We start from the raw sequence: 24,890 nt of genomic DNA, 5'->3' as shown, positions 1-24,890 counted from the left end.
TAGTTGTGTTTACTTAAAATGTTACAAAAAGCACATCGTATAAAAGTTGAAAAAAATGAAAATGATTGTAGGGATGGGGAGATAGTTTTGATAACTTAGAAAAGGGTGAACGAGAAAGACGGGCTGGGGTAACTATAAAAAAAGAATGATGGAGATAAGAGAAGCGAAAATTGACGACAGTAAGGAAATCACAGAGCTGGCTATACAATTGGGATATCCAAACGATCTGGAAACTATCGAGAAGAGACTAGCGACATTACTATCAGATAAAAATGTGATGATCGCTGTTTCGGTCATCGATAATAGTGTGGTAGGATGGATGCAGGTAAATCATACGGTTAGTCTAGACTCGGGCTATCATGTAGAGATCGTTGGACTGGTAGTGAGTGATCGAGTGCGTGGGCGAGGGACCGGTGCGGCCTTGGTGGATACAGCAAAAGTGTGGGCAGGTGTCAGAGGCTGTAATATGGTCCGGGTACGTTGCAATCTTATACGCACGGAGAGTCATAAATTCTATATCAAAATGGGATTCCGTCAGAAAAAGGAGCAGAAGGTGTTTGAGTTGGAGCTGTAGAAAGAGAGGGAATAGTTGGACTGGGTTTTATTTAAAAACTGGATCATCTGTGTAGACGTAATAAAAAATACTTTTGCGGCCTAAATATACCGTAAACTATAAGAAGCAATGAATTACACAGTCAAAAAAGCCAGTCTCGAAGATCTCGATCAGACAGCCGAATTATTTAATCTATATCGTATTTTCTATCGGCAAGAATCCGATCTGGAAAAAGGGAAGGCATTTCTTAAAGAAAGATTCCTAAACAGCGAATCGGAAATTTTTTTAGTTATGGTAGATGGTAAAGCCGTAGGTTTTGCACAGTTGTACAAACTGTTTCACTATACCAAGTTGGAGCGCCAGTGGTTATTGAGCGATCTATTTGTACACCCAGACTATAGGGGAGGAGGATTGTCGGTAGCACTCATTGACCGGAGTAAACAGTGGTGTGAGGAGACTGGAGCTTGTGGTTTGATGCTGGAAACGGAGAAAACAAATGATATAGGTAATTCCTTGTACCCACGATGTGGATTTCAGTATGATGGTGCCCATAATTATTACTACTGGTGGAAATAAATAAAGTAGAAGGAGGAGCATATCAAAATATGCTCCTCTTTATTTTACGCGCCCCATTCCTCTAGAATTGGGCCAGACGGATTTAAATCCGTACTGTTCATATAGTCTGTAGGCTTCGCCGTCCGCGATTAGGTTGACATAGCAGGATTCGGGTAGTTTATCTTCGATAAAATCATGCAGCTTTTGCATAATGAGTTTTCCGAGTCCTTGTTTTTGATGTTGGGGCAATACGCAGATGTCAACAACCTGACAGTGGCATCCGCCGTCACCGACCAATCGGCCCATGCCGACTGTTTCATTGTCGTTTTCAAGATCGGTAATGATGACGCAACAAAGTGAATTGCGGAGTCCGATAGCAGCGGCTTCTTCTGTCTTTGGCGAGAGCCCCGAGGCCTCCCGTAGGTGCCTGTATTGGGATACTTCAGGTGATTTATATAGAGCTTGGTATCTCATGTTCTAATTATGAAATGGGTGTGCAGATTTCAATAAGGAAACCATCGATATCACGGATGTAAGCAACTGTTTGCCCCCAGGGTTTGCATACCGGAGATGCAACAAGGGTCGCCCCATTATGCAGAGCCCGCTGAACAAGTTCTTCGACTGTATCGGTCGTGATGCCGAGTTCTATACCAAAGGGGGGGTGAGAATGATCACTGGCAATGAAACCGTCTGTTATGTTTTTTGAAGCTAGTGTATGAGAAGCAAAAGAAATTGTCGTATCACCGGTATCTAACTCGCCATAATCATTTTCAGGGGTAATAAATTTTTTCCGAAATTGAAAGGTGCGTTCATAGAAAGATATAGCTTGTGCTACATCGGCAACGTAGAGGATCGTATATTTGAACTTGATCATGGCTTGGAATTACATGGTCAATAGGCTGACGAAAAATTTGATGAATACATTGTTGATCAAGTCGACAAAGAAAGCTCCAACCATAGGTACGATTAAAAACGCTTTATGAGAGGGGCCGTAGCGGAGTGTGATCGCTTGCATGTTGGCGATGGCTGTGGGGGTCGCTCCCAATCCAAAACCACAGTGTCCGGCGCTCAGTACGATGGCGTCATAATCTTTGCCCATAACCCGGTAGGTCACGAAAATAGCAAACAGAATCATCATTAGTGTTTGTAGGAGCAATACGATAAGAACTTGGGTGGCTAAACCTGAAAGTTGCCATAGTTGTAATGACATCAATGCTACGGTCAAAAATAAGTATAGGCCCGTATTGCCAAGTGTATCTACTGCATGATCGTTAACGATATAGGTTGTGGTATGGGCGAGTATATTTCGAATGATTACACCAATCAGCAAGCTCCACACAAAGTTTGGTAATTCGTAAGCGGATCCCTTCATGCTTTCATATAAGAGCTGTCCAAGGGTCACACAAACGGCAAGCATAGTCAACGTCTCGATAACATTGTGGACGTTCATACGGCGCTTGGATTCTGGATTTTCAAAGGGTTCTATCGGAACCTCTTCGGTGTTTAATTTGGCAGACGGATTTATATTTTTCTTTTTTAATAAAAAATTGGCCACTGGGCCACCGATTATGCCGCCCATCACGAGACCGTAGGTTGCACAGGCCATAGCCAGTTCCATAGCTCCTTCTATTTGGAAAGTATTTGTCAGATTTTCAGCCCATGCCGCACCTGTACCGTGTCCGCCGGTAAGGGTGATAGAGCCCGCTATTAATCCGTAACTGGGGTCTAAGCCCACCAGTTTGGCTACGGAGACCCCAAAAAGGTTTTGAACAAAGATAAAAGTACCTGTTACCCCAATAAATATGAGAAGGGGTTTGCCTCCTTTCTTCAGTTTGGCAAAATCTGCACTCAGTCCGATTGAAGAGAAAAATATAAGCATCATAGCAGTTTGAAGAGAGCCTTCAAATTGAAAACTGATACCGTAAAAATGATAAATAAGATACAGTATTATTGCAATAAAAAATCCACCGACCACCGGCTCGGGAATGTTATAGTCCCGAAAGAACTTTACTTTTTTTACGAGAAAAAAACCCAATAGTAGTACTAAGCATGCTGTAGTAAGCGTTTCAAATAATCCAAAAATCATATGTACATTATTTAGTTATGATTGTTTATGCGATAAACAGGCTATAAATGTACTAAAAATATGTCAGGACAATGAATCGCAAATGCCAACACGACAAAACTCCGCTATTGAAAATAATTCCATATGCTGGCAACTAGAAAACAAACTATGATTCCATACAAGATGGGGAGGATAGTTGCAACTGTCGTCCATTTACGGCTTCCAGTCTCCTTATATATGGTGTAAATGGTTGTACTGCAGGGATTATGGAGCAGGCTGAAAAGCATCAAGTTGATGCCGGTCAGGGTCGTCCATCCTGCCGTGTGTAATAATGTCGCTACTTCAGCGTCACCCACTTCAAACATGACGCCGGCACCCTGTCCCATAGATGTGTTGCCTAATACCATAGTCGTAAGCATGAGGATGGTGGGAATAACGATTTCATTTGCGGGAATAGCGACTATGTAGGCTAATAAAATGACACCGTTCAATCCGATTAGTATTCCCATTGGGTCGAGCCCCTCTATCATCCAAAGTGCGATGCTCTGGTTGCCAATATCGATATTTGATATCAGCCAGATGACCGCACCAGCTGGTGCAGCAAATATGATGGCCCGCCAAAGGACGATCAATGTCCGGTCGATTAGTGAGGTATAGATCGTTTGTAGAAAACGCGGTGGACGGTATGGCGGTAGTTCAAGCGTGAAAAAAGAAGACTCTCCTTTCAATAATGTCCTTGACAGCAACCAAGAAGTGAAAAATGTAAAAGCTATACCGAGTACAGCTATAAATACTACTGCCAACATGGAGACCGTACCGGCCCATTGTTTAGGAACCAAAGCACCCAAGAATATGGTAGCAATCAATATCTGCGTCGGCCATCGCCCGTTACAAAGCGAGAAGTTGTTCGTAATGATAGCAATCAGCTTCTCTCGTGGACTGTTGATGATACGAGTAGCTACTACACCAGCAGCGTTACAGCCAAAGCCCATACTCATCGTAAGAGCTTGTTTGCCATGGGCTCCTGCTCCCTTAAATAGGCTGTCGAGATTAAATGCTACCCGAGGTAGATAACCAAAATCTTCCAAAAGTGTAAAAAGGGGAAAGAAAATGGCCATAGGTGGTAGCATCACAGCAATCACCCATGCAGTCGCGAGGTACACTCCATCAATCAGGAAGCCATCCAACCACCAGGGGAGATGAAGGGCTCCAGCCGCGGTCTTCAATAGCGGATATAGTTGCTCTAATAATAACGTGGAAAGCAGTTCCGAGGGATAGTTGGCTCCGATAATGGTAAGCCAAAGAACAAGCCCCAATAGTATCAGCATAATTGGAAATCCCCAGAAGCGATGGGTGACGATATTATCGATGGTGCGATCGATACGGAATGATCGGCTGGACAAATCGGAGGAGACGGTGTCCTTCACCAGTTTATTTGATCTGGTATATATCGCCTCTACGATCTTGTCGCGATACTCATTGCCAATTTGCTCTTGATACGCATGTGCTTCCTTTAATATAGCTACAGCATGCTTGTCTTTTATATGGGGAGAGATATCCCCCTTGTTTAATGCATTTACAATATGGGCATCGCCCTCGATAAGGCGCATGGCAAGCCATTGTGTATTGGGGAGACTAGGATCCAATTGGGCCAACTGCCAGGAAATATCTTCAACGGCTTCACCACTTTGGCCTGTAAACCGTACGTGTTGCTGTTTTTTTGTATTAAAGGCTCCAATGGCCACTTGTCGAATAGCTGCGAGCAATTCAGAGATACCCTCCTTCTTGCGCGCACTGGTAGCCACTACGGGTATGCCGAGATCTTTAGAAATCGTTCTGACATCAATATGAATGCCATGTCGGCTGGCCTCATCCATAAGATTGAGACAGAGCACCACTTTATCTGTAATCTGTAGAATCTGCAAGGCGAGACTCAGGTTACGTTCCAGGCGGCTGGCATCAACAACTACAACCGTGACATCCGGCTTGCCGAATAGAATAAAGTCCCTGGCTACTTCTTCGTCCTCTGATGTGGAGAGTAAGGAATAAGTACCTGGAAGATCGACTATCTTGTATGTATTATCTTGGTAAGAAAACCTTCCCTCTGCTCTGGTGACAGTCTTGCCAGGCCAATTTCCGGTATGCTGCTTTAATCCTGTAAGCGCATTGAATACCGTACTCTTACCTGTATTGGGATTGCCTGCCAATGCTATGGTATAGCGAGCTTCTCCAGCGCTTTCTCCCAGTCTCTTGAGGTTGGCATTGGGGTTGAGTTCACAATTATCACATGCACTATTTATCATCTTTGTTTCCTTCTTTAATTTCGATACCTACATACAGCGCATCCTCTTTTCTCAAGCATATCAATGTACGATGTATCTCATAGGCAATTGGATCACCCAGTGGACTTATATTTTGGATGCGAATAGCGGCTCCGTGAACAAAACCCAAGTCCAATAATCGTTGTTTAATTTCGTATGGACACCCTTCTTTTATGCCCTTGACCTTCGCTTGCTGCCCTTTCTGTAAAGATGTTAAATCCATCATAAGCTTTTTGATATACAGTCACTGCTGCATTTAGTTATACAAAGGTATGAATTAAATTAGACAAATCTAACAATTAAGTTGTTGGTTTTTTTTGTTTAATTCTGTAGCAAGCAGAGATATACATTCGTACTATATAGTATAGTGATAGATGGACTATAGCTGTTGTTGTCGGAAGATTAAAAAAAATAGGTGATCCGAATACGATATAGGTAATAATAGTTGTATCTTTCCTACTATCTATCATTTAGTGAAAACACATGTATTAATACTTTACTCCAAATAATTATCTATGACAGACATCAATAACATCTTTAAGAGTAACGAAGAATGGATTAAAAAGCAACTTGTTATCGATCCGACTTATTTTGAAAAGCTTGCAGCAGGGCAATCTCCGGAGATTCTTTATATAGGCTGTTCGGATAGTCGTGTTTCGGCAGAAGAATTGATGGGGGTGGAGCCTGGGGAGGTTTTTGTACATCGTAATATTGCAAATATTATCCCTAATACGGATTTGAACTCTAAATCGGTTATAGAATATGCAGTGAGTCACCTCAAAGTGAAACATATTGTAATCTGTGGACATTACAATTGCGGAGGAGTCAAATCGGCTATGGAGCATGAGCACTTAGGTATTCTCAACCCCTGGTTGGGGTGCATCCGAGATGTGTACCGGTTGCATCAAGCACACTTAAACGCAATAGAAAATATGGATGAGCGTTACGATAGACTTGTGGAATTAAATGTGGCAGAGCAATGTCTTAATGTAGTTAAGATTCCAGAAGTGCAACATGCCATATTGAATCACCAGGTAACCTTGCATGGCTGGGTGTTTGATGTGAAAACCGGTAAGCTTATCGATCTGACACAGGATTTTATGAAGGCACTTGGGGATAAGGGGCTAGATATGGTTAAGATCTATCGTGTAAAAGTGGAAGAATAGTTCTATCGAAGAATGTATAGACCTGATAGCGGTAAAAATGCGATCAGGTCTTCTATAATCTTTAACCAAAGAGTCGTCCAAATAGGCCTTTCTTTTCGGGTTTTTTGTAGTGGTATGTAGGGAGGACATAGCTTATTGTCGAAGTCTTCTACGTCAAAAATCCCTGTTTACAGGTAGAACATTTGTTATTCTTCAAATTCAATTCTGTTGTCACCTAGAAACTTGATACGGGCCAAGGACTCTATAGGTATGTTTAATTCACGCAGAAGCTCGTGTCCTTTCTGAAAAGATTTTTCGATGATGAATCCCATACCCAATAGACTGGCTCCAGCTTTTTCGATAAGCTGGTGTACGCCCATGGCAGCATTGCCGTTTGCCAGAAAATCATCGATAAATACGACCTGATCATTGGGCGTCAGGAAATCTTGACTTACACAGATATCATAGGTTTTATCTTTGGTAAAAGAGTATACTGATGCAGTCAACATATTTTCCATTGTCTTCGGTACGGCTTTTTTAATAAAGACAACAGGGAGTTCTAGAAGGTAGCCGAGCATGATCGCTGGAGCAATACCACTCGCTTCGATGGTTACAATCTTGTTAATGGGTAAATGTCCAAAACGGCGTACGAATTCAACACCAATTGATTTCATTAATATCGGATCCATTTGGTGGTTGATAAAGCTGTCTACCTTCAATATTCCGCCTTCAAAGCTCTTGCCATCCTTCAGGATACGATCTTTCAATAATTTCATGTAAAAAAAATAGTTGACCGCAAAGATAAAATAACCTGACGATAACGGGGATCTTATTCTGTTTTTCTCCTCTTGGAGAGCGCATGCACTATTATACGTGGAGGAGTTCAGGAGTATAATTAGGAAATAAATGTCTTTTTATATGATGAAAAATGGTTACCTTCAGGTAATTGTAAATTACGTGGAGTATAATCCATGGCAATAATAATACCTTGAAAAAACTGCTTTTTGTATCATCAATTATCCTCAGCTTATCAGCATGTAATCAGCATCGGATAGGTTATACAGGACAAGATTTAACAAACAAAGCAACACTAATGAGAGATAAGCAAGCCGATGAACCCATATTGATACTAGATGTTGATGAGAAATGGAAGTTGTACGAACGGAGATCTGTTGATGCTATTGATCGGTCCAAGCCTGTGGCTCAGGGCGAGGGCAAAGGCGAGTTTGCGCTCCATGGAAAACGTGCTTACCGTTCGTATTTTCAATTGGTAACACCTACTGGAACCGCCTTTATAGCTGAGCGATTGTTGCCAATGGAAGGCGGATATAATTTTAGGGATCTTGGAGGTATGAAAACGGCTGACGGCCGATTCGTGAAATGGGGCGAAGTGTTTCGTACCGGCGATTGGGCACATTTGACTGAAAATGACCTGCAATATCTCAATAGTTTGTCTTTGTCCAGTATAGTTGACTTTAGAACAGAGGAGGAGAGAAAGCAAGAGCCCAGTAAGAAGATTGATCAAGGCAAGGTATATAATCTGACTATCGCTCCGGGCAATCTTTCCGTATCCTCATTGTCTGATGTTGTAAGGCTTCCGAAGGAACAGCTGGATACGATGATGATGGACTTGAATAGAGCTCTGTTGACTGACCGAGAAAGCATTAATCAATATCGAACTTTCTTTAGACTTCTGCAAAATGAAGAGTCTCTGCCTTTGGCATTTCATTGCTCCGCCGGAAAGGATCGAACAGGTATGGCTGCGGCACTTTTCCTTTTTGCGCTTGGTGTGGACGAGGACGTAGTGCTCCAGGACTATATGCAGTCGCAGGTCTTTCTGGCTGATAAATACAAGAAGTATATCGATCAGTATCCAAATCTAGAACCGTTGCTGACAGTCAAACCGGAGTACCTCCAATCAGGTATTGTCTATATGAAAAAGGAGTTTGGTACTGTAGAGAATTATTTGACCGATGTTTTGAAAGTGGATACGGCCAAGATGAAGAAGATGTATCTCTATTAAACCTTATAAAATACTCACGATAACATGGCGGTGCATGGCCACTGCCTTCCTGTAAAAAGCTAATAACTCCGCCAACGCTTGTCTGAATTCTCTTAATAGTAGCTCTTTGTCTTCTTGCCATATACCATTGGGATACACGTCATACTCCTTCATATTAGAAGGAGTAAAATTTTCGCTTAAAGATTCAAAGTCTATTTTCTCCAAGGCCTCAATGATACCATGGAGTTCGTCCTGTTCAATACAGGCTATAAAATCAGCTTCCTCGTCATCCAGGTTGAAACCGTGTACGCCTACGATAGCTTCACTGAGCTTATTCTCTTCAATGGGATCGGCGGCAGAGACACCAGTGAGAAAGAAGTGCAGCGCATCCCATAATTTGTCAATATCCATACTTTCCGCTTCTCCGCTTTCCTCTATTTCAAAAATACGATTGGCCAGATCCTCATTTTTTAGATCCATCAGACTGTCTAAAGTCCCTTCATCAACCATAAGGTACCCTGCTATCATTCCCATATCTATGTTTTTAATTAATGTATTCTTAGAAAACAACGTTCATATTACTGCTTTCTAAAGATCGCTATTTGACATTTGTATTCCTAGCTAATTTTTAATTCTCTATATTTCGGAGAGTAAAGGTTTAGCCGATAATAAGTTTAATACTGTTATTGATCTGGATGGTGGCTAAATAAGACATGTGGCTGTTATAAATACAATAGGCCATGGCATGACAATTGTTCGTGCATAGTTTTGTATTACATTTCAGAGGAAACAAATAAAGGAAAGAATCGAAAATACGTTAAAAAATATCATGTTCAAGCATCTAAAATACATCGACGGTACATCTGACAAATTTTGGGAGATACAGACAGAAGGCACGACCCATACGGTCACTTACGGACGTAATGGGACGTCGGGACAAAGTAAAAGTAAAACATTCGATTCGGAAGAGGCTTGTCTAAAAGACGCAGAAAAGCTCATCGCTGAAAAGACCAAAAAAGGGTATTCAGAAGATGGAAGTGTCGATGTACCATCTACGGGCAAGTTAACGTCTGCACGTAAGCCTACAGCAAGTAACCAGCGCAAGGAAGAAGCGGTCGCAGCGATGAAGACATTGATCAGTGAAGGTAAAGTTCGTGATATCATACCTTATTTGGAAGAGTATGCTACCGGTAATCTAGAAGTGCTGAAAAAGGAAATCCGTGCAGCTAAAAGATATTGGGTTGATTATGTCGACCTCTCCAAAGACCCCGTGTATCGCAAAAAGGCACAGTACGATTGGGGAACCAGAGGGAATAAGGAACAGCAACGTATCGTCAAATTACTTGCTTTAGCCACCTTTTCGGGATCTGATGCGGGTAGTTGGGATATTTTTTATGAACTTATGGAGCAGGTTGAAAGTCCTGATGTAGAAAATATTCTGACATACGCTAAGCCCGATTGGTTGGGAGGTTATCTCTTACAGCTGGCCCGACGCAATGAGTGGCAAAGACTAACGTACTCCAAGCTGAGACGTTTAGAGGACTTAGGACACATACAGTTTGAGCCCGAGTTGTATGCGGGTTCTGTATCATCGGTCAACTACAAGGAGTCGGGAAAACATTTTAAAGTTTTGACCGAAGATGAACTGACTATTCAGCGGGATATCCCGTTGGTATTTGAATATGAAACTAATATTCAAAATATATACCACGACTACAGCTATCAAAATAGCGTCAATGAACTGACCTGGGACAAGGTATTCAGCACCCTCTTGGAGGCCGGTAAGATCGATCGCGATCTGATTGTAACAGGTGCGTTGGAAGCCCAGACCAAAAATTGGAATATTAATCTCAAAAGTTACTTTAGAAAACTGATAGATCGTCTGCAATTGCCAGAAGACGTGGTTTTGAGCCATCAACAGAAGTTCTTCCCGTTGTTGCATGCCGAACATAGTGCTGTAGTCAATTTTACAGTAGACTATCTTAAACCATTTTTGGCACATCCTGATTTTCAACTGACAGAGTTTTTAGATTGGAGTGAAGGAATTTTTATGCGTAGCGACGTTAAGACCAGTCTTAAGACGCTTTTGATACAGTTTGATAAACTATTAAAACAATATCCGGAACTAAAGGCACGTCTTGCCTTGCTGGCAGCAGATCTGTTTATGATTCCAGATTTAGCGTTGCAGGAGAGAGCCGCGAAATTCATCTTGAAACATCAGCAGGAATCCAGCGAAGAACTGGCCTCTAAATTACAGATTTACAGGCCTCAGATGATGGGGGCGGTAGCGACTGATATGCAGGCCTTATTTCAAGACGCAGCTTATTCCGAAGAAGAGATCTTGTCCGTCCTGAACGGAGAAAGTAGGGAGGCCTATGCATTTGATCCAGTAGAGGTAAGCTATCTGAGCGAGACAATAGACTATCCGCAGACATGGAATGATATCTTTTTCAAGATAGGCGAAGTGATTGGTGGGACAGACCCCATAGCGATAGAAATACTGATGAATGCTTGGGTGCAATATGCCCCCACATTTCCAGCCGATTATAGAAAACAACTGGAACCTTACGTCAAACAATTAAGTGGTATCTACCGCGAATCTGCTTGTTTTGATCATTTCTCAAGTGTATTCTTGAATATGTATTACAGGCCAAAGACAGTATATCAGAATAAGGACCGTAATACCAATTATTCCAAATGGATGAGCCTTATGGGGAATCAGATGCAACAGTTGCAACAGCATCTCATAGACGGCATAAACCTACCATTATTGAGCTTGCCAAGTCATAAGCCTTTTTGGATTGCTCCTGCAGTATTGACCCAACGTCTTCTCGACTATCAACAGGCAGGGGTGAAGATTGATTTTGTCGATTTAGCGATTGCATTGAGCCGTACCGTCAGGGAGGAACTAGATAAGGCCATACCTTTGGTCTCGCAGGTAAATGATCCGCAGATGCGCGAGGTATTGAACTACGCATTCGGGGTCGATACGGCTATCAAGACACAACAGCGGTCATGGCTCAAGAATCTATTGAGTTCGAAAGACTCAGCAGAGTTACTGTGGCTTGGCGTATGGGCCACGGTGGCGCGTACCCATTATCCCGATGAATACTTCGAGGAGTTTGATCAGGAGCCGTTAACCGATATCCCATTTGCGGCCAGACCTTTTCGGCCGGCACTGACCATTGAGCCTACCTACTACAATGGGTATAATTACGTTACTAGAAAATCTGAACAAGTATACAATGGGGATGAATTGAATTATCCACTACCTGCATTCAAGCAAGGTATTGATACTTTTCTGTATCATAAAGATATCTATAGCCGCGGCAAGAGTTCTATTGCGGCCTATTACCTCCATAGGATGGATATCCCTTATTTGCATAGTCTGATGCCACAGAATACCGAGAGTCTTTCTATGTTCTTGACATTAGGGCTCAATAGCAAGAGCGATATCGGAGGGAAGGCTCCAGCGTCCTATCTGAATCAGATGCTGCACGGTTTTTTCAGAATGGACGGGCAGTCTAATCTGTATTTGGCTACGTCTACTTTTAACAAAGAAAAAGAGGTGCGTGCGATGTCAGTCGAGGTGCTGATAGCAACTATAGAGGAGAATAGGTTACAACCGGATGTATTAGGACAGTGCTTAGGTGTTTTACTGAGTCATGGTTATGGGCCGATAGGTCGCTTTGTAGAGGTTTTGGAACAATGCCGAGATATCTCTTCCAAACATAACAATGCCCTGTTGCAGGTATTGGATGTCGCATTGCAGCATTATAGTCTAGCGGATAAGATGCCCACCAATTTTAAAAAAATCATAGCGTATTACTATGATCTGCAGACGAAGGAACAGCATAGTCTCACAGCAGAACAGAGTCAGGTATTCGAACGTTTAGAGGCTTATAAAAGCCTACAACCGGTTTTAAAGAAAATAAGAAAATAACCATATGGCAGAACAAGATTTAGCAATTAGCTATGCAAGACAGTCGCAGCTGACCCAACAGTCGGGGATACAGCAATTGGTGTTGGCACATCAGTCGGAACTGGCTGAAGTGGCCAATGTGCCCTGTTTCTTTTGGGGAAGTTTGACTGATCCTTTATTGACCTCTAAATGCCTATTGACCTTGTCCAAAGTCGTGCGCTCCAGTTTTGGCCCTGTGCCTCCGAGTCTCCGCGACCCTATCGTCTCTGCGGGAACTAATCAGATCCGTTTTGAAGGTTTTTCATCGTGTAACGGCGTGTATGCACGGTTGGATTTATTAGAAGACGCTATAGACGGCGAATTTATAGCAAGTGGTACGACCAACGTAGATTTCAATGAGCCTATGCTCAATGCTTTGAATGCTGTAAAAAAGACAGAAAAGATGGTGCTTGGGGTAGGAAGTCAAGAAGTCGCTATCAGTACAGATAAAGCCAAAGTCATTGAAAAGAAAGTAACTTTACCACCACGTTGGATCAAAGGACTCACCTCTGTGCAATTGTACTTGGCAGGTATGGAGGTACAGTTTGAATTGAATAAGATACAGCTTATTCAGCTATTTCAAGGGATTCCCAAAGGAAATGCGAAAGGAGAGTTCTATTTGACTAAGCGGGCCAATAGGTTTATCTTTTCACCGATTGGTACGGGCGATGCTGTCCGTATCGGAGGCATTCAACGGTTAAGACTTCTGGAGGGATTGCTGACCTACGCCGACAAATTGATCGTCTATCAAGAGAAAGGAGCGGAAAGTGCCGCTTTTGTAGCCGATTTTGGAAAGATGAGACTGACTCTGGCACTTTCGCCAGATAGTTATAGAGGGTTCTCCGGAGAGGGCAATGTGCTTGAAAACATGATTAAGGCTGTACCCGATGAATGGATACATGCTGTCAATGGTTTGCTCAAGTCCAATGAGCTCTTTGATCCGACCATGTTATCGATAGAGCATGATGTAGACTTTGATACAATGGATACGCTGTCCGCATCGCTGTCATCTATTGGTTTATTAGGTTACGACCTGCATAGCCATCAACACTATTACAGACGCCTGCCCTTTAAGATGGAACGGATTCTGGCTTTGAATCCAAGGCTCAAAAATGCAAAGAAACTTGTGGCAACAGCCGGTGTTCAGTTTATAAAGAATACAGCAGCTTATATAGAAGCCCGTGTAGAAGGATCAGGAGTACAGCATACCGTCATCATTCAGGGAGATAAGCAACAGTGCACCTGTAATTGGTTTACCAATCATCAGGGCAAAAGAGGACTGTGTAAGCATATCCTTGCCGTTAAAATGGTAAATGGCTAGTGATAGGGGATTAGGTTAACTATAAAGGGGCGCACATAGCGACCCTTTATAGTTAACCTATTTTTCTATTTCTAATGTACCTACTCGATAGATTTTTGTGCTGGCCGCTAACCCATTCGGATTACAGCCCAACTCTCCCTCCGGCACCGCTATTCCTAGTTTATCATAAAACGATAACCAAAAATCATCAAATGTACCTGTTTGCGGGTTTTTGAATGTCATCGGCTCGAGTCGAAAGAGTGCAATATGACGGAAGGCCCGCTCTACGAAATCCGAACAGTAGTATGAACTGTCAGTCAGTACATAGCTCCAGTTATAAGGCTTTCCAAGCATCTGATGCGCTTTTTCCAATGCCTTAGGAATGGCCTCCATGTACATGCTGTCGATTCGATAGACGACATATTGCTGTCTGTCATTGTCACCGATCATATTATCCAAAGATTCCTTTACGGAACCTTTACTACCCGTAGCGTGCAGGATGTAAGGGATACCTTGTATGATTTCTATAAGCCCGATATGGGAAAAAGAATCACCGGCATTGCGTTGCGTCACCCGATTGATGGCACCGGATAAATTTTCAGGTTGGGCACCCACGAACAAAAGATCGCCTTGTTGAATCGTTATCCCTTTATAAACGGTACTGTCTTGTGCCCAAAGAAAGAATATATTGCAAAGCAATACGAATAAAACGGTTATTTTCTTTTCCATAGGCACGAAGATATAGAATTAATGGATTTTGGCCTAAAATATATAATATGCAGCGCTGCGTAGGAGAAGTACAATGCCTTATAACGGCAATTTTCTCTGCCTGTAACCTTAGGCAGAGAAAATCATAGTCACACTATTTTTTAGCGTGTATATTCAATTCGATGTCGATCTCTTGGGAGATTACCCAGTCCTTCGGATCTCCGTCTGTTCCATATGTCAATCCCCAATCCTGTCTATTAATGGTGAATTTTGATACCACATGCACCGTATCGGCAGTGATGTCTACCTTAGCAGGAAATGTGACGTTTACAGTTTTGTCTTTAATGGTTAGGTTACCACTGATGATATTTGTTGCTCCTTCGATCACACTTTTATCATTGGCTTTGTCAAAAGCCGTAACACCCGTGATCTCAAACTTAGCTGTTGGGAATTTGTCTGCTTGAAAGAAATCTTCGTTTTTTAGGTGCTCATCCAGATTCGCGGCTGTTTTACCACCAGTCTTAGCCAAGTCTACTGATTTCTCGTCAGTTGCTACTGAATTAATATCGATTGTAAACGAGCCACCTGTTATTGCATTATGCTCTACAGCTACGGTACCTTCAGTCTTTAATGTACCAAATCTTGGATCAAAACCACCTTTATGATACCCCGTCCATTTTAGCGAACTTTGATCTTGGTCCAATACATACGTTGCTCCTTTTTGTTCTGCTACCTCTTGTTGGCTGCTGGTAGCTGTTTTATCACCGCCTGATCCCTGACAAGACACAAATAATGTTGCTGCTGCGAATGCTAAAATAAACGTTTTCTTCATTTTGTATATCTTATTGTTGTTTGATTTTATTGTCTGCAAATCTAAAGCAAAGTCACTGCACAATACGCATTAGTTTCCTTTTGGAAACTACTTTCCTGTTGGGAAGTTGTGTGGAGTTCCATAACTTTGTAACAAAGGGAAATAGACAAGGAAATATCTGAATGTTATGAAAAAAAAGCTGTCGGTCAATTATAGTGAGACCTGTAAAACAAGGATAACTGCTATCAAAGATACGATGGAGATCCTTTCAGGCAAGTGGAAGTTCCATATTCTGGGCACTTTACTCGAAACGGATAAAATGCGCTTCATGGATCTGTTGCGAGAAGTAGAGGGCATCGGTTCTAAAATGCTGTCAAAAGAACTTCAGGATATGGAAATAAATCAATTGGTGACACGTACAGTACAGCAGACCAAACCAATTACTGTAGTCTATGAGATAACGGAATATGGAAAAACATTAGGTCCAATTATTGACGAAATAGCGAAATGGGGAATCTCTTATCGTAACGCTCTCCACACGACAAAAGACAGCAAAAATGCCAGCTAATCTAGAAAAATCGATGTGTTTTAGGATACACCTTGCTTTCAGACTTGGTCGAAAAAACAAAGGACATCATTGTTCCTGTTTTGATTAATATCCGCTAAGCTAATTCAAATTGATCTACATCGATTGTTTTTACGGATTCGTAATCCAGTTCATATCGATCCAGTGCACTTTCGAGGTTACTTGTTATATAGACAAGATCGTCGGTATCATCCGTATAATAGATGATATCATGTTCGTCCGGCTCCACAACCGTATAGGGAAATTTATACACCAGTTCCTGTAGTTTTTTTAAAATAGCCTTCGTCTTGAAATCACCAAGCGATTGCAATACCGTAATGATTTCGCTCTTGTTGGTTTCATCCAGTCCAATCAAGAATTCCTGTTCGTAATTGCTCTTGTCTTTCAGAAAACTGAATGTATAGAACACCTGCGATCTTATGGCCGGATTTTCATGCTGAACAAAAGGTTTAAGAACTTCAAAATCCAGCCTTGGATCCTCTTGTAGGATATAGGATGCAAAACGGAATGCTTCCTCATCCATTCCATTATGGAGGCTTTCTTTGACAAGTGGTACCCATTCCTTTTTATGCTCCTTAGCATACCAATGAATCAGCTTTACAGCTCTGTTGATGTTGCTTTTAAACAGTTTATTCAAATAGGGGACAGCAAGGGCATAGTCATTTGCCAATAGAACTTCAGTTAGGGTAGACTGTATTTCTTGTGGTTGCTCATCAAAGCGCTGCTCTAATTGAGATAGGATAGAAGGCGATAATTTTTTCTTGAATAATAAACCTTCCAAGGCGTGCTGTTTAATTGCCTGATCAGGAGTTTTCATATACAAAGTCAGCAGGTCTTCCTGCTGGCCGCCCATCTGATAACCAAATGATCCTGAATTACGTTCAGAAAGGTTGCCTTCTATGACATCGTCTAGCCAGCGTTCATACCAATCAAGAAAGTCGGATTCAAAGGAAAATTGAGGCAATTGTCGATCTCCATCATCAATATTCACTACTCGTCCCATATGTGGACCATTGAGCAGCAATGCGTGATGAAAGGTGCAGCCTTGTGTACCTATCACCAAAACACCGCCCCATAATGCGGCTTCTCTCTTTTCAAATTCAACATCATCAGTCCCGGCAGCATCGATGTAGTCCACTTCTGCCTGCCATTCTACTTTTGTCATTTCGGGACAGACCTTCGTTGGAGATTGAATCTGCATCGTTTCATAAGTATCATATGAAATCGCAAAATGCTCTCCAAACGCATACAGACCATAAAAAGGTCCAGCCCCCGATCCATTATACGATCGGCCTCCATTTCCCACCTGTGTAACGAAGAGTTTATAAGCAATAGGAATGCTTACCTTATGAAGACGTTCAAATTCCTCTACCTCCTTTAAGGAAATAGGAGGGTTCAATTCGTATCGGTGTGCATCCGCACCAAAGACTTTAAAATCTATATCGGCTATTTTAGCTTCCGCGAGCTTGTCTTTGATACGCTGTATTTGCAGTTGATAATCCTTCATTTTCTAAGGTAGACCTTTGTGAGATGTAAAGGTAGCGTGTTTAGAACAGATTTTATATCCCGATAACCAGTGAATATCTTAATTGTAGTCATTTTGTAGGCGTATATCTACTTTGCAACAGATGAGAATCGTTTTGAAGAACAGTACAAATTCAGCATCTTTGATAGGTAAACAATGATAGCGGCAGTAACCAAGAAGAATAAATCTTCAGCATATGTTATTTGATCAACAAAGTAAGAGTCTATGGAGGTTAGATAGGTTGTACCTGCTTATCCTTATGGTGCTATCCGGCTGTTCGGCACTTCAGCAACCCACACAGGAGGGCGGACAGATGATACCTCGTCTGCAGACGTTTGACGGTGTCTATAGGAATACTCCGGTCAACAATCCGGATATGGAGTTACTGTCACTGTGGAACCAACTCAGTCTGAATGATAAAATCGACACACTTGATTTTAAGAATGCAGAGATTGTACTGGAGACAAAAGGAGACAGGCAGATCAAGGCAATCTGGCTTCAGGGGGGAGTCGAAAAAAAGAGCATACTAGTCCATGGCAAACTCAAAGATAATTATTTCGTGTCCCGACACAGTCGAACGATCATACCGATTCCATTGGTATATGGACATATCGCAAATAACCAGTTTCAGTTGTGGCTTGATAACGATGGACAGCTGCATGTGGACAGGTTACAGAATCGTTGGGGCTGGGTGTTTGTGTTTTTGGCAGGAGTGGACAATACCTCGAGCTATGTATATCCCAAAAGTCGCTAATCGTATATTGATTTTATACTATACCTGATCCCGCATATTCTAACCTATGATGATAATTTTAAATAATAAAAAATTATTTAAAATTATTTAAAACAAATAAGCGGCTAGTTTGTTATGAGTTGGAGTGCTACAAGACATCTACCTATAGTACCTTGAACAGCCAACGTGTTTTTCAGGTATTGATTAAGCAGTACTTAATATCTTTTTCGTGTTTTTTTGACCATAGCTGTTAACGTTGACAGATTCTATACAACATCTATATTGTTGGAGAACTGGAATAGCTAACTAATAAATACTAGGAATGAGATTAGCGTAGAGTGGCGTAGCGTATAGATTTAATAGAAAATTTTATGCAAACCAACAACCCTATTAATCCTTTATCGCTTAAAACAAGCCTTATCTTTTGGTTAAATGTAATTTTTATTTTACTACTGCTTTTTAGCTGAATAAAAGATAATTGCTGAGCAAGCTGTCAGCATATCGAAACGTCCATCTTTAGCGAGACGTCTGTTTTGCTATTGCTCTAGAGGCAAACAAAATAATTCAACGCATATCCTTATGTTGTGGCGTTTTATGGAGATAGCCCAACAAAAAACTGTAATCCATGTTCAGTTTTTTGTTAGACTATGTATACGATTTCTTGATTAAGACCAGCTGAACTTTTGAAACACTTGGCTCTGCTTCCGATCGATATAAAGACTGATTTCGTCTTCGCCAAATCCACTGTAATCATATCCGGTTACTTTGCCAATCAATTCGTTGCTACGGGTTGTTATTCCTGTTTTGCTTAGCTTATTATAGATCTTTCTTTCATGATCAGAGTCATCATCTGTATAGGCTCCTCCCTGGATAAATTTGCCTGTTTCCAAATATTTGTCTCTTGTTACCCAGTAGTTGATCAGTCCCTTTACATAATGGTAGTATTCAAACGATATTTTTTTTCGACGTCTATTCTGCTTAGCCAGATGGCTGTCGTTGACCTCTTCCCAGGTTTTATGTGTAAGATAGTCCACTTTATTTTGTACATATTCCTCTTCGGCTTCTAGATACCATTCTTCTAATTTGCCGAATGTTTCTATACTGCTCAGATCTCCTTTAAAACTGTATTTGTCACCTGACCAATCAAATCTGATATAATCGTAGTTAAACAGTTCGTCTTTAAAGTTTAATTCAGGATTTCCATTTCCCCATACGGTCAGAAAATGAACTTTTCCTTTTCCTTTGTCCATAGCCTCTAGATCAATGGTGAGGAGTGGGAAGAATACTGTTTTGTAAAAATTCAGAGGTTGGTCAAAGACCTCTTCAATTGTAGGGTATAATTTCATGTGCATAATGTTATTGAAACACTTTGTTTATTGTTTATAGTTAGATTGATAATAGTTTGATTGCTTAATTTTTTGCGGCCCATATTTCAATTTCTATCTTCAGTTCTGGTAGTCCTAGTGCTGTCACATAGGCTATCGTCATGGAGGGATATAACTTTCCAAATAGTTTTTCCCATTCAGCATCCATATAACTCCAGTCAATTTCCTCAGTAGCCCAGATGTTCACCTTGATTACATCATCTGGAGATAAGCCCTGATTTCTCAAGAGCTTTTCGATATTAGCAAACGTATAAGTTACTTGCTCATTAATAGAATTAGGAATATCTCCATTACTGTCAATGCCAATCTGCCCCGAAAAAGTATATAGGTCACAGTTTCTAGGGATTATGGTGACGTGCGAATAATTACCGACAGGTGCTGGAACACATTCTGGGTTTAGCCGAACTACTTTTTGATTTTTTTCTGTACTCATTTTTTTGTTGTTTTATACATATTCACCTACTGGCACAGGACAATATAGATCTATCATATTGATCGTTCCCGAGCTGTATCGGAGCAAAATTAGAGGAATCGATCTTAGCAAAATTGGATAAAACCGACATTTAAAAACAAAGAGAAATGCGTTACACCTTCCATTTTGGAAAATTAGCTAACGTTTCATGCGAACAGAGCAAAAAATTCTTAGGCGTTGTTCCCGTAAACTCTTTAAATTCCCGGATATAATGCGATTGGTCAAAATAGTTCTTTTCGTAGGCCAGTGTTGTAAGATTGTGCAAATCTGATTTCCGCAAAATATTTAGACCAGACTGAAATCGGATAATTCTTGAAAACATTTTAGGAGACATACCCACGTATTGCTTTATCAACCTTTCCAAAGAACGCTCAGACAAGCCCATTTCTGTCTGAGTATCTTTCAGAGAGATGCCTTTCTGGAATAGATCACAGGCATAATTCGCTTTTTTATGGTTTATTTTTCCAGACTGTATTCGCTTTTGAAAAAAGTCGGATATAACCCCTATCTTTTCAGCTATAGCACTTGCGTTCATCAATCGCTCAAGGATATTGTCAGAGACAATATCCGCTAAAGGGATATTCTGGTTGTTAAATTCAAAAGCATCCATGTTAAAAATAGTTTTCAAAGCCGTAGGCTGTAGGTAGGCTCCAATAATCCTAAAAGAACCACCTATGCTATTTTCAATGTGTCGGGATGACTGCCCATAGATATAGAGTTCAGGCAAGACCAAGCCGCATTTGTCATAAAAAAGCGATGGCCCTTCTTGATATATCAATGCGGGTACACCATCGGGGATTACTCTGAAAAAAGTTTGGCTAGAGCTGGTTGTGTAGTCTTCCAATACCCAGAAGTATTGGATATACTCTTGTAGTGCTTTGATTGGAGGAAACTCTTGATAAAACATAGTGCTTTTTTTCGTAAACGTCTAAGTGCTGCAATTAGATGTTATAGCAACTATAGGCTACTGTTGAGGGGAATGTTAAAACGCAAAGACGTTGTAAATCCTTTGATGGGCCGGTAGTTGGTTTTATTGGCCATCGGGAATCCGTAACCAAAATCCAGCTCAAGCACAGTAAGAGCAGAAATTCCAATTTTGGGTGTCACCGTATAGGGGGTGAATTCAGTTCTGGCGAATAGCCCCAATATATACATGTCTGAGTAAAACGTTGCGGCTACTTCAGGAATTACAGCATGCTTGTTTTGTATCCATGTAAAATTGGCTGTAGCGTCGAGCTTCAATATATTCCTCGTGTTAATGCTGGTAGCGTAGTACACGCCCGTTTTTAGGATACTTCCTTTTTGGTATTGATAACTGACCGTTGGACCCAAAAGATAACTTTGAGCCTGAACGTGAGGACTGATAGCTATGCCCAGTAGCAAGCATAGTGTAGTTAAAGCAATTTTCATATGTATATAACAGTATACGATTTTAAGTGAGCCTGATTCGCAGATTTCTATCGCAAACATGATACCAAGTTACTGGGGACAGCGCGATTCCTGTAGCGTACATTCTAGGGAGCATATCCTAGACCTCATCATGCTATGTCTTATTCCAGCGTAATATCTTGCTTCATCACCTCCAATAGTTGTACGACAGTATCCCTATCCGTTATTGGGCTGTTGATCGTTGTAAACTGTTGATATTTTTCCTGCTCCATATTTCGGAACAGCACAGCAGTGTGCGGTTTGTCGGCTTCGTCAAAGCTCACATAACCTAGGATAGTCTCTTGGGTGTAGGGTATCGCCAGGTGCTCGAATATAGCTTCTATAGGCTCTTCCGAATCTGCTGTAGCCGTTGTAAAATAGCGGTCTATCTGATTCAGCAAATCCTCAATTTGACCGGCATATTCAAAAGAAAACTGTGCGTAGAATTGCGACAACAGTTCGTGGTCAGAACATGGCCTACGATTTAGATTCGGAAGCATATTATATTGGCGCAATAAATTGTCCGAATCGTAGTAAAATATAGAACTGGAATTTGCTGTGCCTTCTGCGACCCGTAGTAACATAGGTTCCGACTGCTGCACCAGTTGGCCGTCAATGTAATAATCAGCTACAGCCCATCCTTCTTTTTTATAGATTTTGACTTCATCCTTAGAGTCAAAACTTCGGATGACAAGTTGGTCGTTATCTATTCTAAAAGTGATCCGGTTGAAATAATGCATTGCAAAGATGTCGACCGTCAATCCTACTTTTTCACCTTTGAGATACAGATCTGTAAGCAAAAATCGGCTAGGCGAATAGCGATATACATTTCCATCTACTACAGCGCCTGCTTCATACGTAGTTTTCAGCGTATATTCTATAGGCGCTTCATATTGATCTTTGGCGATAAAGTCTACCGCATATTTTATGGTCAATTCGCCGTTCTCGTAATAATTGACAAAAGGAAATTCACCTACCAGTTTTTCTTGTGTTACTTCATAGCCATTGAAAGGCTTTCCATCTCGCATTTCCAGTGTATATACACTTTGGGGATTTTCGCTTATTAAAATAGTATTCGTTTCGATCATATGATATCCTGTTGATGCATCGTATTTTGCTAATCTAACATATAAAATGTAGTTTACAGTCTTTTTTTAACGTTAGTTTTTAACAAGATTTTTGTAGATGATCCTTTTTAGTGCATGTGCATACCACATGCTGTTGACGCTAATGACGGTATAGGGCTACCACTGTGCATCCCATTGGAGCTGCTGTCATCAGATTAGAATGCCACTTCCGCCAACAACCTTGATCCCATCAGAACAAGCCTTCCAGAAACGGATATAACGATATTTTGCTTCAAATGGCTCCTCAGCATAGAGCCCTTTCAGCTCCAGTGTCAGCGTGATAATAGCCAGGTCGTCGATAATGTTTAGATTTTCAACCTGGGGGATGAGTTCTTGCACCCTTAGGGCACCACTACGATAGGTCTCCAAGTCGATTTCCTTTGTTATTACATCGCCACTAGGAGCAATAAACAGCAAATCTGGATGTAATAATTCATCCAGCGCTTGTACATCACTTTCTCTAATCGCGTAATAGAGACTGTTCTCTAAATAGAGTATTTGATCTTTTGTCATGCTATTGGATTAGGAGTGTCTATCTATATAATCACCAATCTCTCCTTTAAGGTATGGAGATAGCTTATTGTCCCTGTGCAGATCCTGCAAGAGAGACAGATAATCTGTCGATTTGAAAGTACGTTGACCCGAATTCAGGATTCTGTTGATCATTAAGAGATTGTATTCATTGGGGCATCTGTTGACAGAAACTATAAGGTCATCTTCATACTCTTTTAATCCCTCGATTCCATGAATAATAGACCACAGTACACCATCATAATGCCCTTCGTCCAATCGTTCAAATATCTTTAACAAAGGCTCGATGGCTTTTTTAGCCTCATGCACGTCCAGATTATTTAGCAACGCTATGATCGCATCGACTTCATACAACGATTCATCATTGGGATTTATAGCGTTGAGCCTTTGAACCAATGTTTCTATATCCATTTCTATCTAATTTATCGGTCACTAAATAATGTCCCCTCTAATATATTCAATCTTTTAGCACGATGCAACAAGAGTTTCAATAAAGAAAGCCACCCTTTAGAGGCAGCTTTCTTCTGTTCGCACTAACTATTACGGATATTTTAACAGCACCGCCCGCGGTGACCTGGATCCACCATTATTGCAAGGGCGCAATACTGTCCTTTATATATCTTTCAATAGTTTTAGATATCCGCATAAAGCCCAGGTCGGTCAAGTGCGTCCCGTCAACTGTAGCTTCATGATCGTCGCCCATTAGCTCACTTGTGGAGATGTAGTAGATGTTTTGGTACCCCTCAGCAACTAACTTGTCAAAGGTTTTTCGGTATTCATCATTTTGCCCATTTACACGTGTATACATCGCCGAGTTCCAATTGCTGATTTCTCTTTTCACACTTTCGACCATAATAATTGGTATCTCCGGTTTGAGCATACGCAATCGTGTAATCAAGGGATAGGCCCTGTCTTTAACCTGTTCGGGCAGCGTATTGGGGACACAGTCTAGTATATATAGTTGAGCAGGGATTTTAGCCAATAGGTCTGCGATTGGAAGCTCCATCTTTCCACTACCACTAAATCCCAGATTGATAAAGTCGAAATCAAGTCTTCGAGACAAGATCGAAGGATAGGCCATTCCCGGTCGCGAGGCGGCTATGCCCTGTGTGATACTAGATCCGTATATCGCTATTTTTGAGCTGGGTACAAGCGCAGTGTCAGGTGGGCTTAAGGTCGTTTTTTCTAGAACACCGATCTCCAGATCTTTAACTTCGGCATAGATAGGCAGGAAAATGCGATAGTTTCGCATTTTACCATCTAGATTTTCGACCATAATCATTTGGTTATCTTCACTATTAGGTCTTCCTGAAGAGATATACTGCCACTCTTGACCATTCCATCCATATAGATCGATCCCATTGACTGCTACTGAAGGCATATTCCATAAGGTGTTCATTTTCTTTAGTTTCCAATGGATCTTGATGCTTTTTGAATCGGTTTTAAAAACCACATTCATTCCCGCAGAGAATTTAGCGTAACGCTGTACAGCAGGAGGGAGGTTTTGAAGGTCAGCCGAATCTATGCGTTGGAAGTGTGAGGTGTCTTCAGATACTCTTCCCAGTACTTTAAGATCGTACGCTTTTTTAAAAATAAAATTCTCTTGTGCGTTACCTAGGTATGGAGTCAATAGGCACAATAACAAAACAATACTGTATGTTTTCATAAGGAGAAATAATGAT

26 protein-coding genes are annotated in these 24,890 nt (G+C 41.3%); 8 read left to right on the top strand and 18 right to left on the bottom strand.

The features are described 5' to 3' along the window. Positions 1–145: 145 nt before the first annotated feature. Together M472_RS33325 and M472_RS33320 are read left to right on the top strand one after the other, a co-directional pair. A complete protein-coding gene (locus tag M472_RS33325; protein ID WP_021070241.1) occupies positions 146–574 on the top strand; it encodes a GNAT family N-acetyltransferase in 429 nt (142 codons plus the stop codon). Between the two features lie 108 nt (positions 575–682). Next, positions 683–1,129, top strand: coding sequence for a GNAT family N-acetyltransferase (locus tag M472_RS33320; protein ID WP_021070240.1), 447 nt, complete (start codon positions 683–685; stop codon positions 1,127–1,129). Positions 1,130–1,168: 39 nt separating this feature from the next. Here the strand turns inward: M472_RS33320 and M472_RS33315 are convergent, their stop codons facing one another. From M472_RS33315 to M472_RS33295, 5 genes are all read right to left on the bottom strand, one after another. Beyond that, complete coding sequence (locus tag M472_RS33315) at positions 1,169–1,582, bottom strand: GNAT family N-acetyltransferase (RefSeq protein WP_021070239.1); 414 nt, start codon at positions 1,580–1,582, stop codon at positions 1,169–1,171. A 7-nt stretch (positions 1,583–1,589) separates the two neighbouring features. Next, positions 1,590–1,982, bottom strand: coding sequence for a VOC family protein (locus M472_RS33310; protein WP_021070238.1), 393 nt, complete (start codon positions 1,980–1,982; stop codon positions 1,590–1,592). Positions 1,983–1,991: 9 nt separating this feature from the next. Continuing rightward, on the bottom strand, positions 1,992–3,194 hold the full coding sequence (gltS, locus tag M472_RS33305) for a sodium/glutamate symporter (protein ID WP_021070237.1): 1,203 nt from the start codon (positions 3,192–3,194) through the stop codon (positions 1,992–1,994). A 104-nt stretch (positions 3,195–3,298) separates the two neighbouring features. After that, entirely contained in the window at positions 3,299–5,476 is a 2,178-nt protein-coding gene (gene feoB, locus M472_RS33300; protein ID WP_021070236.1) for a ferrous iron transport protein B, read from the bottom strand. Continuing rightward, positions 5,466–5,720 carry a FeoA family protein gene (locus M472_RS33295; RefSeq protein WP_200859615.1) on the bottom strand — a complete coding sequence of 85 codons (255 nt, stop codon included), beginning with the start codon at positions 5,718–5,720 and terminating at the stop codon, positions 5,466–5,468. The genes feoB and M472_RS33295 overlap by 11 nt, the downstream gene beginning before the upstream one ends. A 289-nt stretch (positions 5,721–6,009) precedes the next feature. Between M472_RS33295 and M472_RS33290 the strand changes: the two genes are divergently transcribed. Next, positions 6,010–6,660, top strand: coding sequence for a carbonic anhydrase (locus M472_RS33290; RefSeq protein WP_021070234.1), 651 nt, complete (start codon positions 6,010–6,012; stop codon positions 6,658–6,660). Between the two features lie 185 nt (positions 6,661–6,845). On the opposite strand, the gene xpt is transcribed toward M472_RS33290, so the two are convergent. Continuing rightward, positions 6,846–7,415: a xanthine phosphoribosyltransferase gene (xpt, locus tag M472_RS33285; protein WP_021070233.1), complete on the bottom strand. Its 570-nt coding sequence runs from the start codon at positions 7,413–7,415 to the stop codon at positions 6,846–6,848. Positions 7,416–7,732: 317 nt separating this feature from the next. Here xpt and M472_RS33280 point away from each other — a divergent pair, with 317 nt between their 5' ends. Beyond that, on the top strand, positions 7,733–8,662 hold the full coding sequence (locus M472_RS33280; RefSeq protein ID WP_021070232.1) for a tyrosine-protein phosphatase: 930 nt from the start codon (positions 7,733–7,735) through the stop codon (positions 8,660–8,662). A gap of 3 nt (positions 8,663–8,665) precedes the next feature. Here the strand turns inward: M472_RS33280 and M472_RS33275 are convergent, their stop codons facing one another. Then, a complete protein-coding gene (locus tag M472_RS33275; protein WP_021070231.1) occupies positions 8,666–9,175 on the bottom strand; it encodes a YfbM family protein in 510 nt (169 codons plus the stop codon). Between the two features lie 295 nt (positions 9,176–9,470). On the opposite strand from M472_RS33275, the gene M472_RS33270 reads away from it, so the two are divergent. Both M472_RS33270 and M472_RS33265 read left to right on the top strand, forming a co-directional pair. Beyond that, a complete protein-coding gene (locus tag M472_RS33270; RefSeq protein ID WP_021070230.1) occupies positions 9,471–12,584 on the top strand; it encodes a DUF6493 family protein in 3,114 nt (1,037 codons plus the stop codon). 4 nt (positions 12,585–12,588) lie between these two features. Continuing rightward, on the top strand, positions 12,589–13,923 hold the full coding sequence (locus M472_RS33265) for an SWIM zinc finger family protein (RefSeq protein ID WP_021070229.1): 1,335 nt from the start codon (positions 12,589–12,591) through the stop codon (positions 13,921–13,923). Between the two features lie 57 nt (positions 13,924–13,980). Here the strand turns inward: M472_RS33265 and M472_RS33260 are convergent, their stop codons facing one another. Beyond that, complete coding sequence (locus M472_RS33260; RefSeq protein WP_021070228.1) at positions 13,981–14,631, bottom strand: YiiX/YebB-like N1pC/P60 family cysteine hydrolase; 651 nt, start codon at positions 14,629–14,631, stop codon at positions 13,981–13,983. Between the two features lie 133 nt (positions 14,632–14,764). Beyond that, positions 14,765–15,442 carry a YceI family protein gene (locus M472_RS33255; RefSeq protein WP_021070227.1) on the bottom strand — a complete coding sequence of 226 codons (678 nt, stop codon included), beginning with the start codon at positions 15,440–15,442 and terminating at the stop codon, positions 14,765–14,767. A 166-nt stretch (positions 15,443–15,608) separates the two neighbouring features. On the opposite strand from M472_RS33255, the gene M472_RS33250 reads away from it, so the two are divergent. After that, complete coding sequence (locus tag M472_RS33250) at positions 15,609–15,989, top strand: winged helix-turn-helix transcriptional regulator (protein WP_021070226.1); 381 nt, start codon at positions 15,609–15,611, stop codon at positions 15,987–15,989. Between the two features lie 94 nt (positions 15,990–16,083). Here the strand turns inward: M472_RS33250 and M472_RS33245 are convergent, their stop codons facing one another. Continuing rightward, a complete protein-coding gene (locus M472_RS33245; RefSeq protein WP_021070225.1) occupies positions 16,084–17,514 on the bottom strand; it encodes an SMI1/KNR4 family protein in 1,431 nt (476 codons plus the stop codon). 214 nt (positions 17,515–17,728) lie between these two features. Between M472_RS33245 and M472_RS33240 the strand changes: the two genes are divergently transcribed. Then, complete coding sequence (locus M472_RS33240; protein ID WP_144062700.1) at positions 17,729–18,286, top strand: hypothetical protein; 558 nt, start codon at positions 17,729–17,731, stop codon at positions 18,284–18,286. 644 nt (positions 18,287–18,930) lie between these two features. On the opposite strand, the gene M472_RS33235 is transcribed toward M472_RS33240, so the two are convergent. From M472_RS33235 to M472_RS33200, 8 genes are all read right to left on the bottom strand, one after another. Further along, complete coding sequence (locus tag M472_RS33235; protein ID WP_021070223.1) at positions 18,931–19,611, bottom strand: hypothetical protein; 681 nt, start codon at positions 19,609–19,611, stop codon at positions 18,931–18,933. Positions 19,612–19,675: 64 nt separating this feature from the next. After that, on the bottom strand, positions 19,676–20,083 hold the full coding sequence (locus tag M472_RS33230; RefSeq protein ID WP_021070222.1) for a RidA family protein: 408 nt from the start codon (positions 20,081–20,083) through the stop codon (positions 19,676–19,678). 151 nt (positions 20,084–20,234) lie between these two features. Next, positions 20,235–21,029: an AraC family transcriptional regulator gene (locus M472_RS33225; protein WP_021070221.1), complete on the bottom strand. Its 795-nt coding sequence runs from the start codon at positions 21,027–21,029 to the stop codon at positions 20,235–20,237. 50 nt (positions 21,030–21,079) lie between these two features. Further along, complete coding sequence (locus M472_RS33220) at positions 21,080–21,532, bottom strand: hypothetical protein (protein ID WP_021070220.1); 453 nt, start codon at positions 21,530–21,532, stop codon at positions 21,080–21,082. Positions 21,533–21,672: 140 nt separating this feature from the next. Then, on the bottom strand, positions 21,673–22,638 hold the full coding sequence (locus tag M472_RS33215) for a hypothetical protein (protein ID WP_021070219.1): 966 nt from the start codon (positions 22,636–22,638) through the stop codon (positions 21,673–21,675). A gap of 189 nt (positions 22,639–22,827) precedes the next feature. Further along, entirely contained in the window at positions 22,828–23,190 is a 363-nt protein-coding gene (locus M472_RS33210) for a nuclear transport factor 2 family protein (protein ID WP_021070218.1), read from the bottom strand. 9 nt (positions 23,191–23,199) lie between these two features. After that, positions 23,200–23,619, bottom strand: a complete 420-nt coding sequence (locus M472_RS33205; RefSeq protein ID WP_021070217.1) for a hypothetical protein — start codon at positions 23,617–23,619, stop codon at positions 23,200–23,202. Between the two features lie 175 nt (positions 23,620–23,794). Continuing rightward, positions 23,795–24,874, bottom strand: coding sequence for an SGNH/GDSL hydrolase family protein (locus M472_RS33200; RefSeq protein WP_021070216.1), 1,080 nt, complete (start codon positions 24,872–24,874; stop codon positions 23,795–23,797). Positions 24,875–24,890: the final 16 nt, after the last annotated feature.

Source organism: Sphingobacterium paucimobilis HER1398, assembly GCF_000416985.1.
In the GTDB taxonomy this organism is placed as follows: domain Bacteria; phylum Bacteroidota; class Bacteroidia; order Sphingobacteriales; family Sphingobacteriaceae; genus Sphingobacterium; species Sphingobacterium paucimobilis.
This window is presented reverse-complemented; position numbering and strand designations above follow the sequence as displayed.

What these genes read in the sequence shown, in the direction of transcription:
- M472_RS33270 (WP_021070230.1), top strand. Translation starts at nt 9,471, where the DNA reads ATGTTCAAGCATCTAAAATACATCGACGGTACATCTGACAAATTTTGG.
- M472_RS33310 (WP_021070238.1), bottom strand. Translation starts at nt 1,982, where the DNA reads ATGATCAAGTTCAAATATACGATCCTCTACGTTGCCGATGTAGCACAA.
- M472_RS33265 (WP_021070229.1), top strand. Translation starts at nt 12,589, where the DNA reads ATGGCAGAACAAGATTTAGCAATTAGCTATGCAAGACAGTCGCAGCTG.
- M472_RS33245 (WP_021070225.1), bottom strand. Translation starts at nt 17,514, where the DNA reads ATGAAGGATTATCAACTGCAAATACAGCGTATCAAAGACAAGCTCGCG.
- M472_RS33260 (WP_021070228.1), bottom strand. Translation starts at nt 14,631, where the DNA reads ATGGAAAAGAAAATAACCGTTTTATTCGTATTGCTTTGCAATATATTC.
- M472_RS33230 (WP_021070222.1), bottom strand. Translation starts at nt 20,083, where the DNA reads ATGAGTACAGAAAAAAATCAAAAAGTAGTTCGGCTAAACCCAGAATGT.
- xpt (WP_021070233.1), bottom strand. Translation starts at nt 7,415, where the DNA reads ATGAAATTATTGAAAGATCGTATCCTGAAGGATGGCAAGAGCTTTGAA.
- M472_RS33240 (WP_144062700.1), top strand. Translation starts at nt 17,729, where the DNA reads ATGTTATTTGATCAACAAAGTAAGAGTCTATGGAGGTTAGATAGGTTG.
- M472_RS33295 (WP_200859615.1), bottom strand. Translation starts at nt 5,720, where the DNA reads ATGATGGATTTAACATCTTTACAGAAAGGGCAGCAAGCGAAGGTCAAG.
- M472_RS33250 (WP_021070226.1), top strand. Translation starts at nt 15,609, where the DNA reads ATGAAAAAAAAGCTGTCGGTCAATTATAGTGAGACCTGTAAAACAAGG.
- M472_RS33235 (WP_021070223.1), bottom strand. Translation starts at nt 19,611, where the DNA reads ATGAAATTATACCCTACAATTGAAGAGGTCTTTGACCAACCTCTGAAT.
- gltS (WP_021070237.1), bottom strand. Translation starts at nt 3,194, where the DNA reads ATGATTTTTGGATTATTTGAAACGCTTACTACAGCATGCTTAGTACTA.
- M472_RS33290 (WP_021070234.1), top strand. Translation starts at nt 6,010, where the DNA reads ATGACAGACATCAATAACATCTTTAAGAGTAACGAAGAATGGATTAAA.
- M472_RS33325 (WP_021070241.1), top strand. Translation starts at nt 146, where the DNA reads ATGATGGAGATAAGAGAAGCGAAAATTGACGACAGTAAGGAAATCACA.
- M472_RS33200 (WP_021070216.1), bottom strand. Translation starts at nt 24,874, where the DNA reads ATGAAAACATACAGTATTGTTTTGTTATTGTGCCTATTGACTCCATAC.
- M472_RS33275 (WP_021070231.1), bottom strand. Translation starts at nt 9,175, where the DNA reads ATGGGAATGATAGCAGGGTACCTTATGGTTGATGAAGGGACTTTAGAC.
- M472_RS33255 (WP_021070227.1), bottom strand. Translation starts at nt 15,442, where the DNA reads ATGAAGAAAACGTTTATTTTAGCATTCGCAGCAGCAACATTATTTGTG.
- M472_RS33320 (WP_021070240.1), top strand. Translation starts at nt 683, where the DNA reads ATGAATTACACAGTCAAAAAAGCCAGTCTCGAAGATCTCGATCAGACA.
- M472_RS33315 (WP_021070239.1), bottom strand. Translation starts at nt 1,582, where the DNA reads ATGAGATACCAAGCTCTATATAAATCACCTGAAGTATCCCAATACAGG.
- M472_RS33225 (WP_021070221.1), bottom strand. Translation starts at nt 21,029, where the DNA reads ATGTTTTATCAAGAGTTTCCTCCAATCAAAGCACTACAAGAGTATATC.
- M472_RS33215 (WP_021070219.1), bottom strand. Translation starts at nt 22,638, where the DNA reads ATGATCGAAACGAATACTATTTTAATAAGCGAAAATCCCCAAAGTGTA.
- M472_RS33205 (WP_021070217.1), bottom strand. Translation starts at nt 23,619, where the DNA reads ATGGATATAGAAACATTGGTTCAAAGGCTCAACGCTATAAATCCCAAT.
- M472_RS33220 (WP_021070220.1), bottom strand. Translation starts at nt 21,532, where the DNA reads ATGAAAATTGCTTTAACTACACTATGCTTGCTACTGGGCATAGCTATC.
- feoB (WP_021070236.1), bottom strand. Translation starts at nt 5,476, where the DNA reads ATGATAAATAGTGCATGTGATAATTGTGAACTCAACCCCAATGCCAAC.
- M472_RS33280 (WP_021070232.1), top strand. Translation starts at nt 7,733, where the DNA reads ATGAGAGATAAGCAAGCCGATGAACCCATATTGATACTAGATGTTGAT.
- M472_RS33210 (WP_021070218.1), bottom strand. Translation starts at nt 23,190, where the DNA reads ATGACAAAAGATCAAATACTCTATTTAGAGAACAGTCTCTATTACGCG.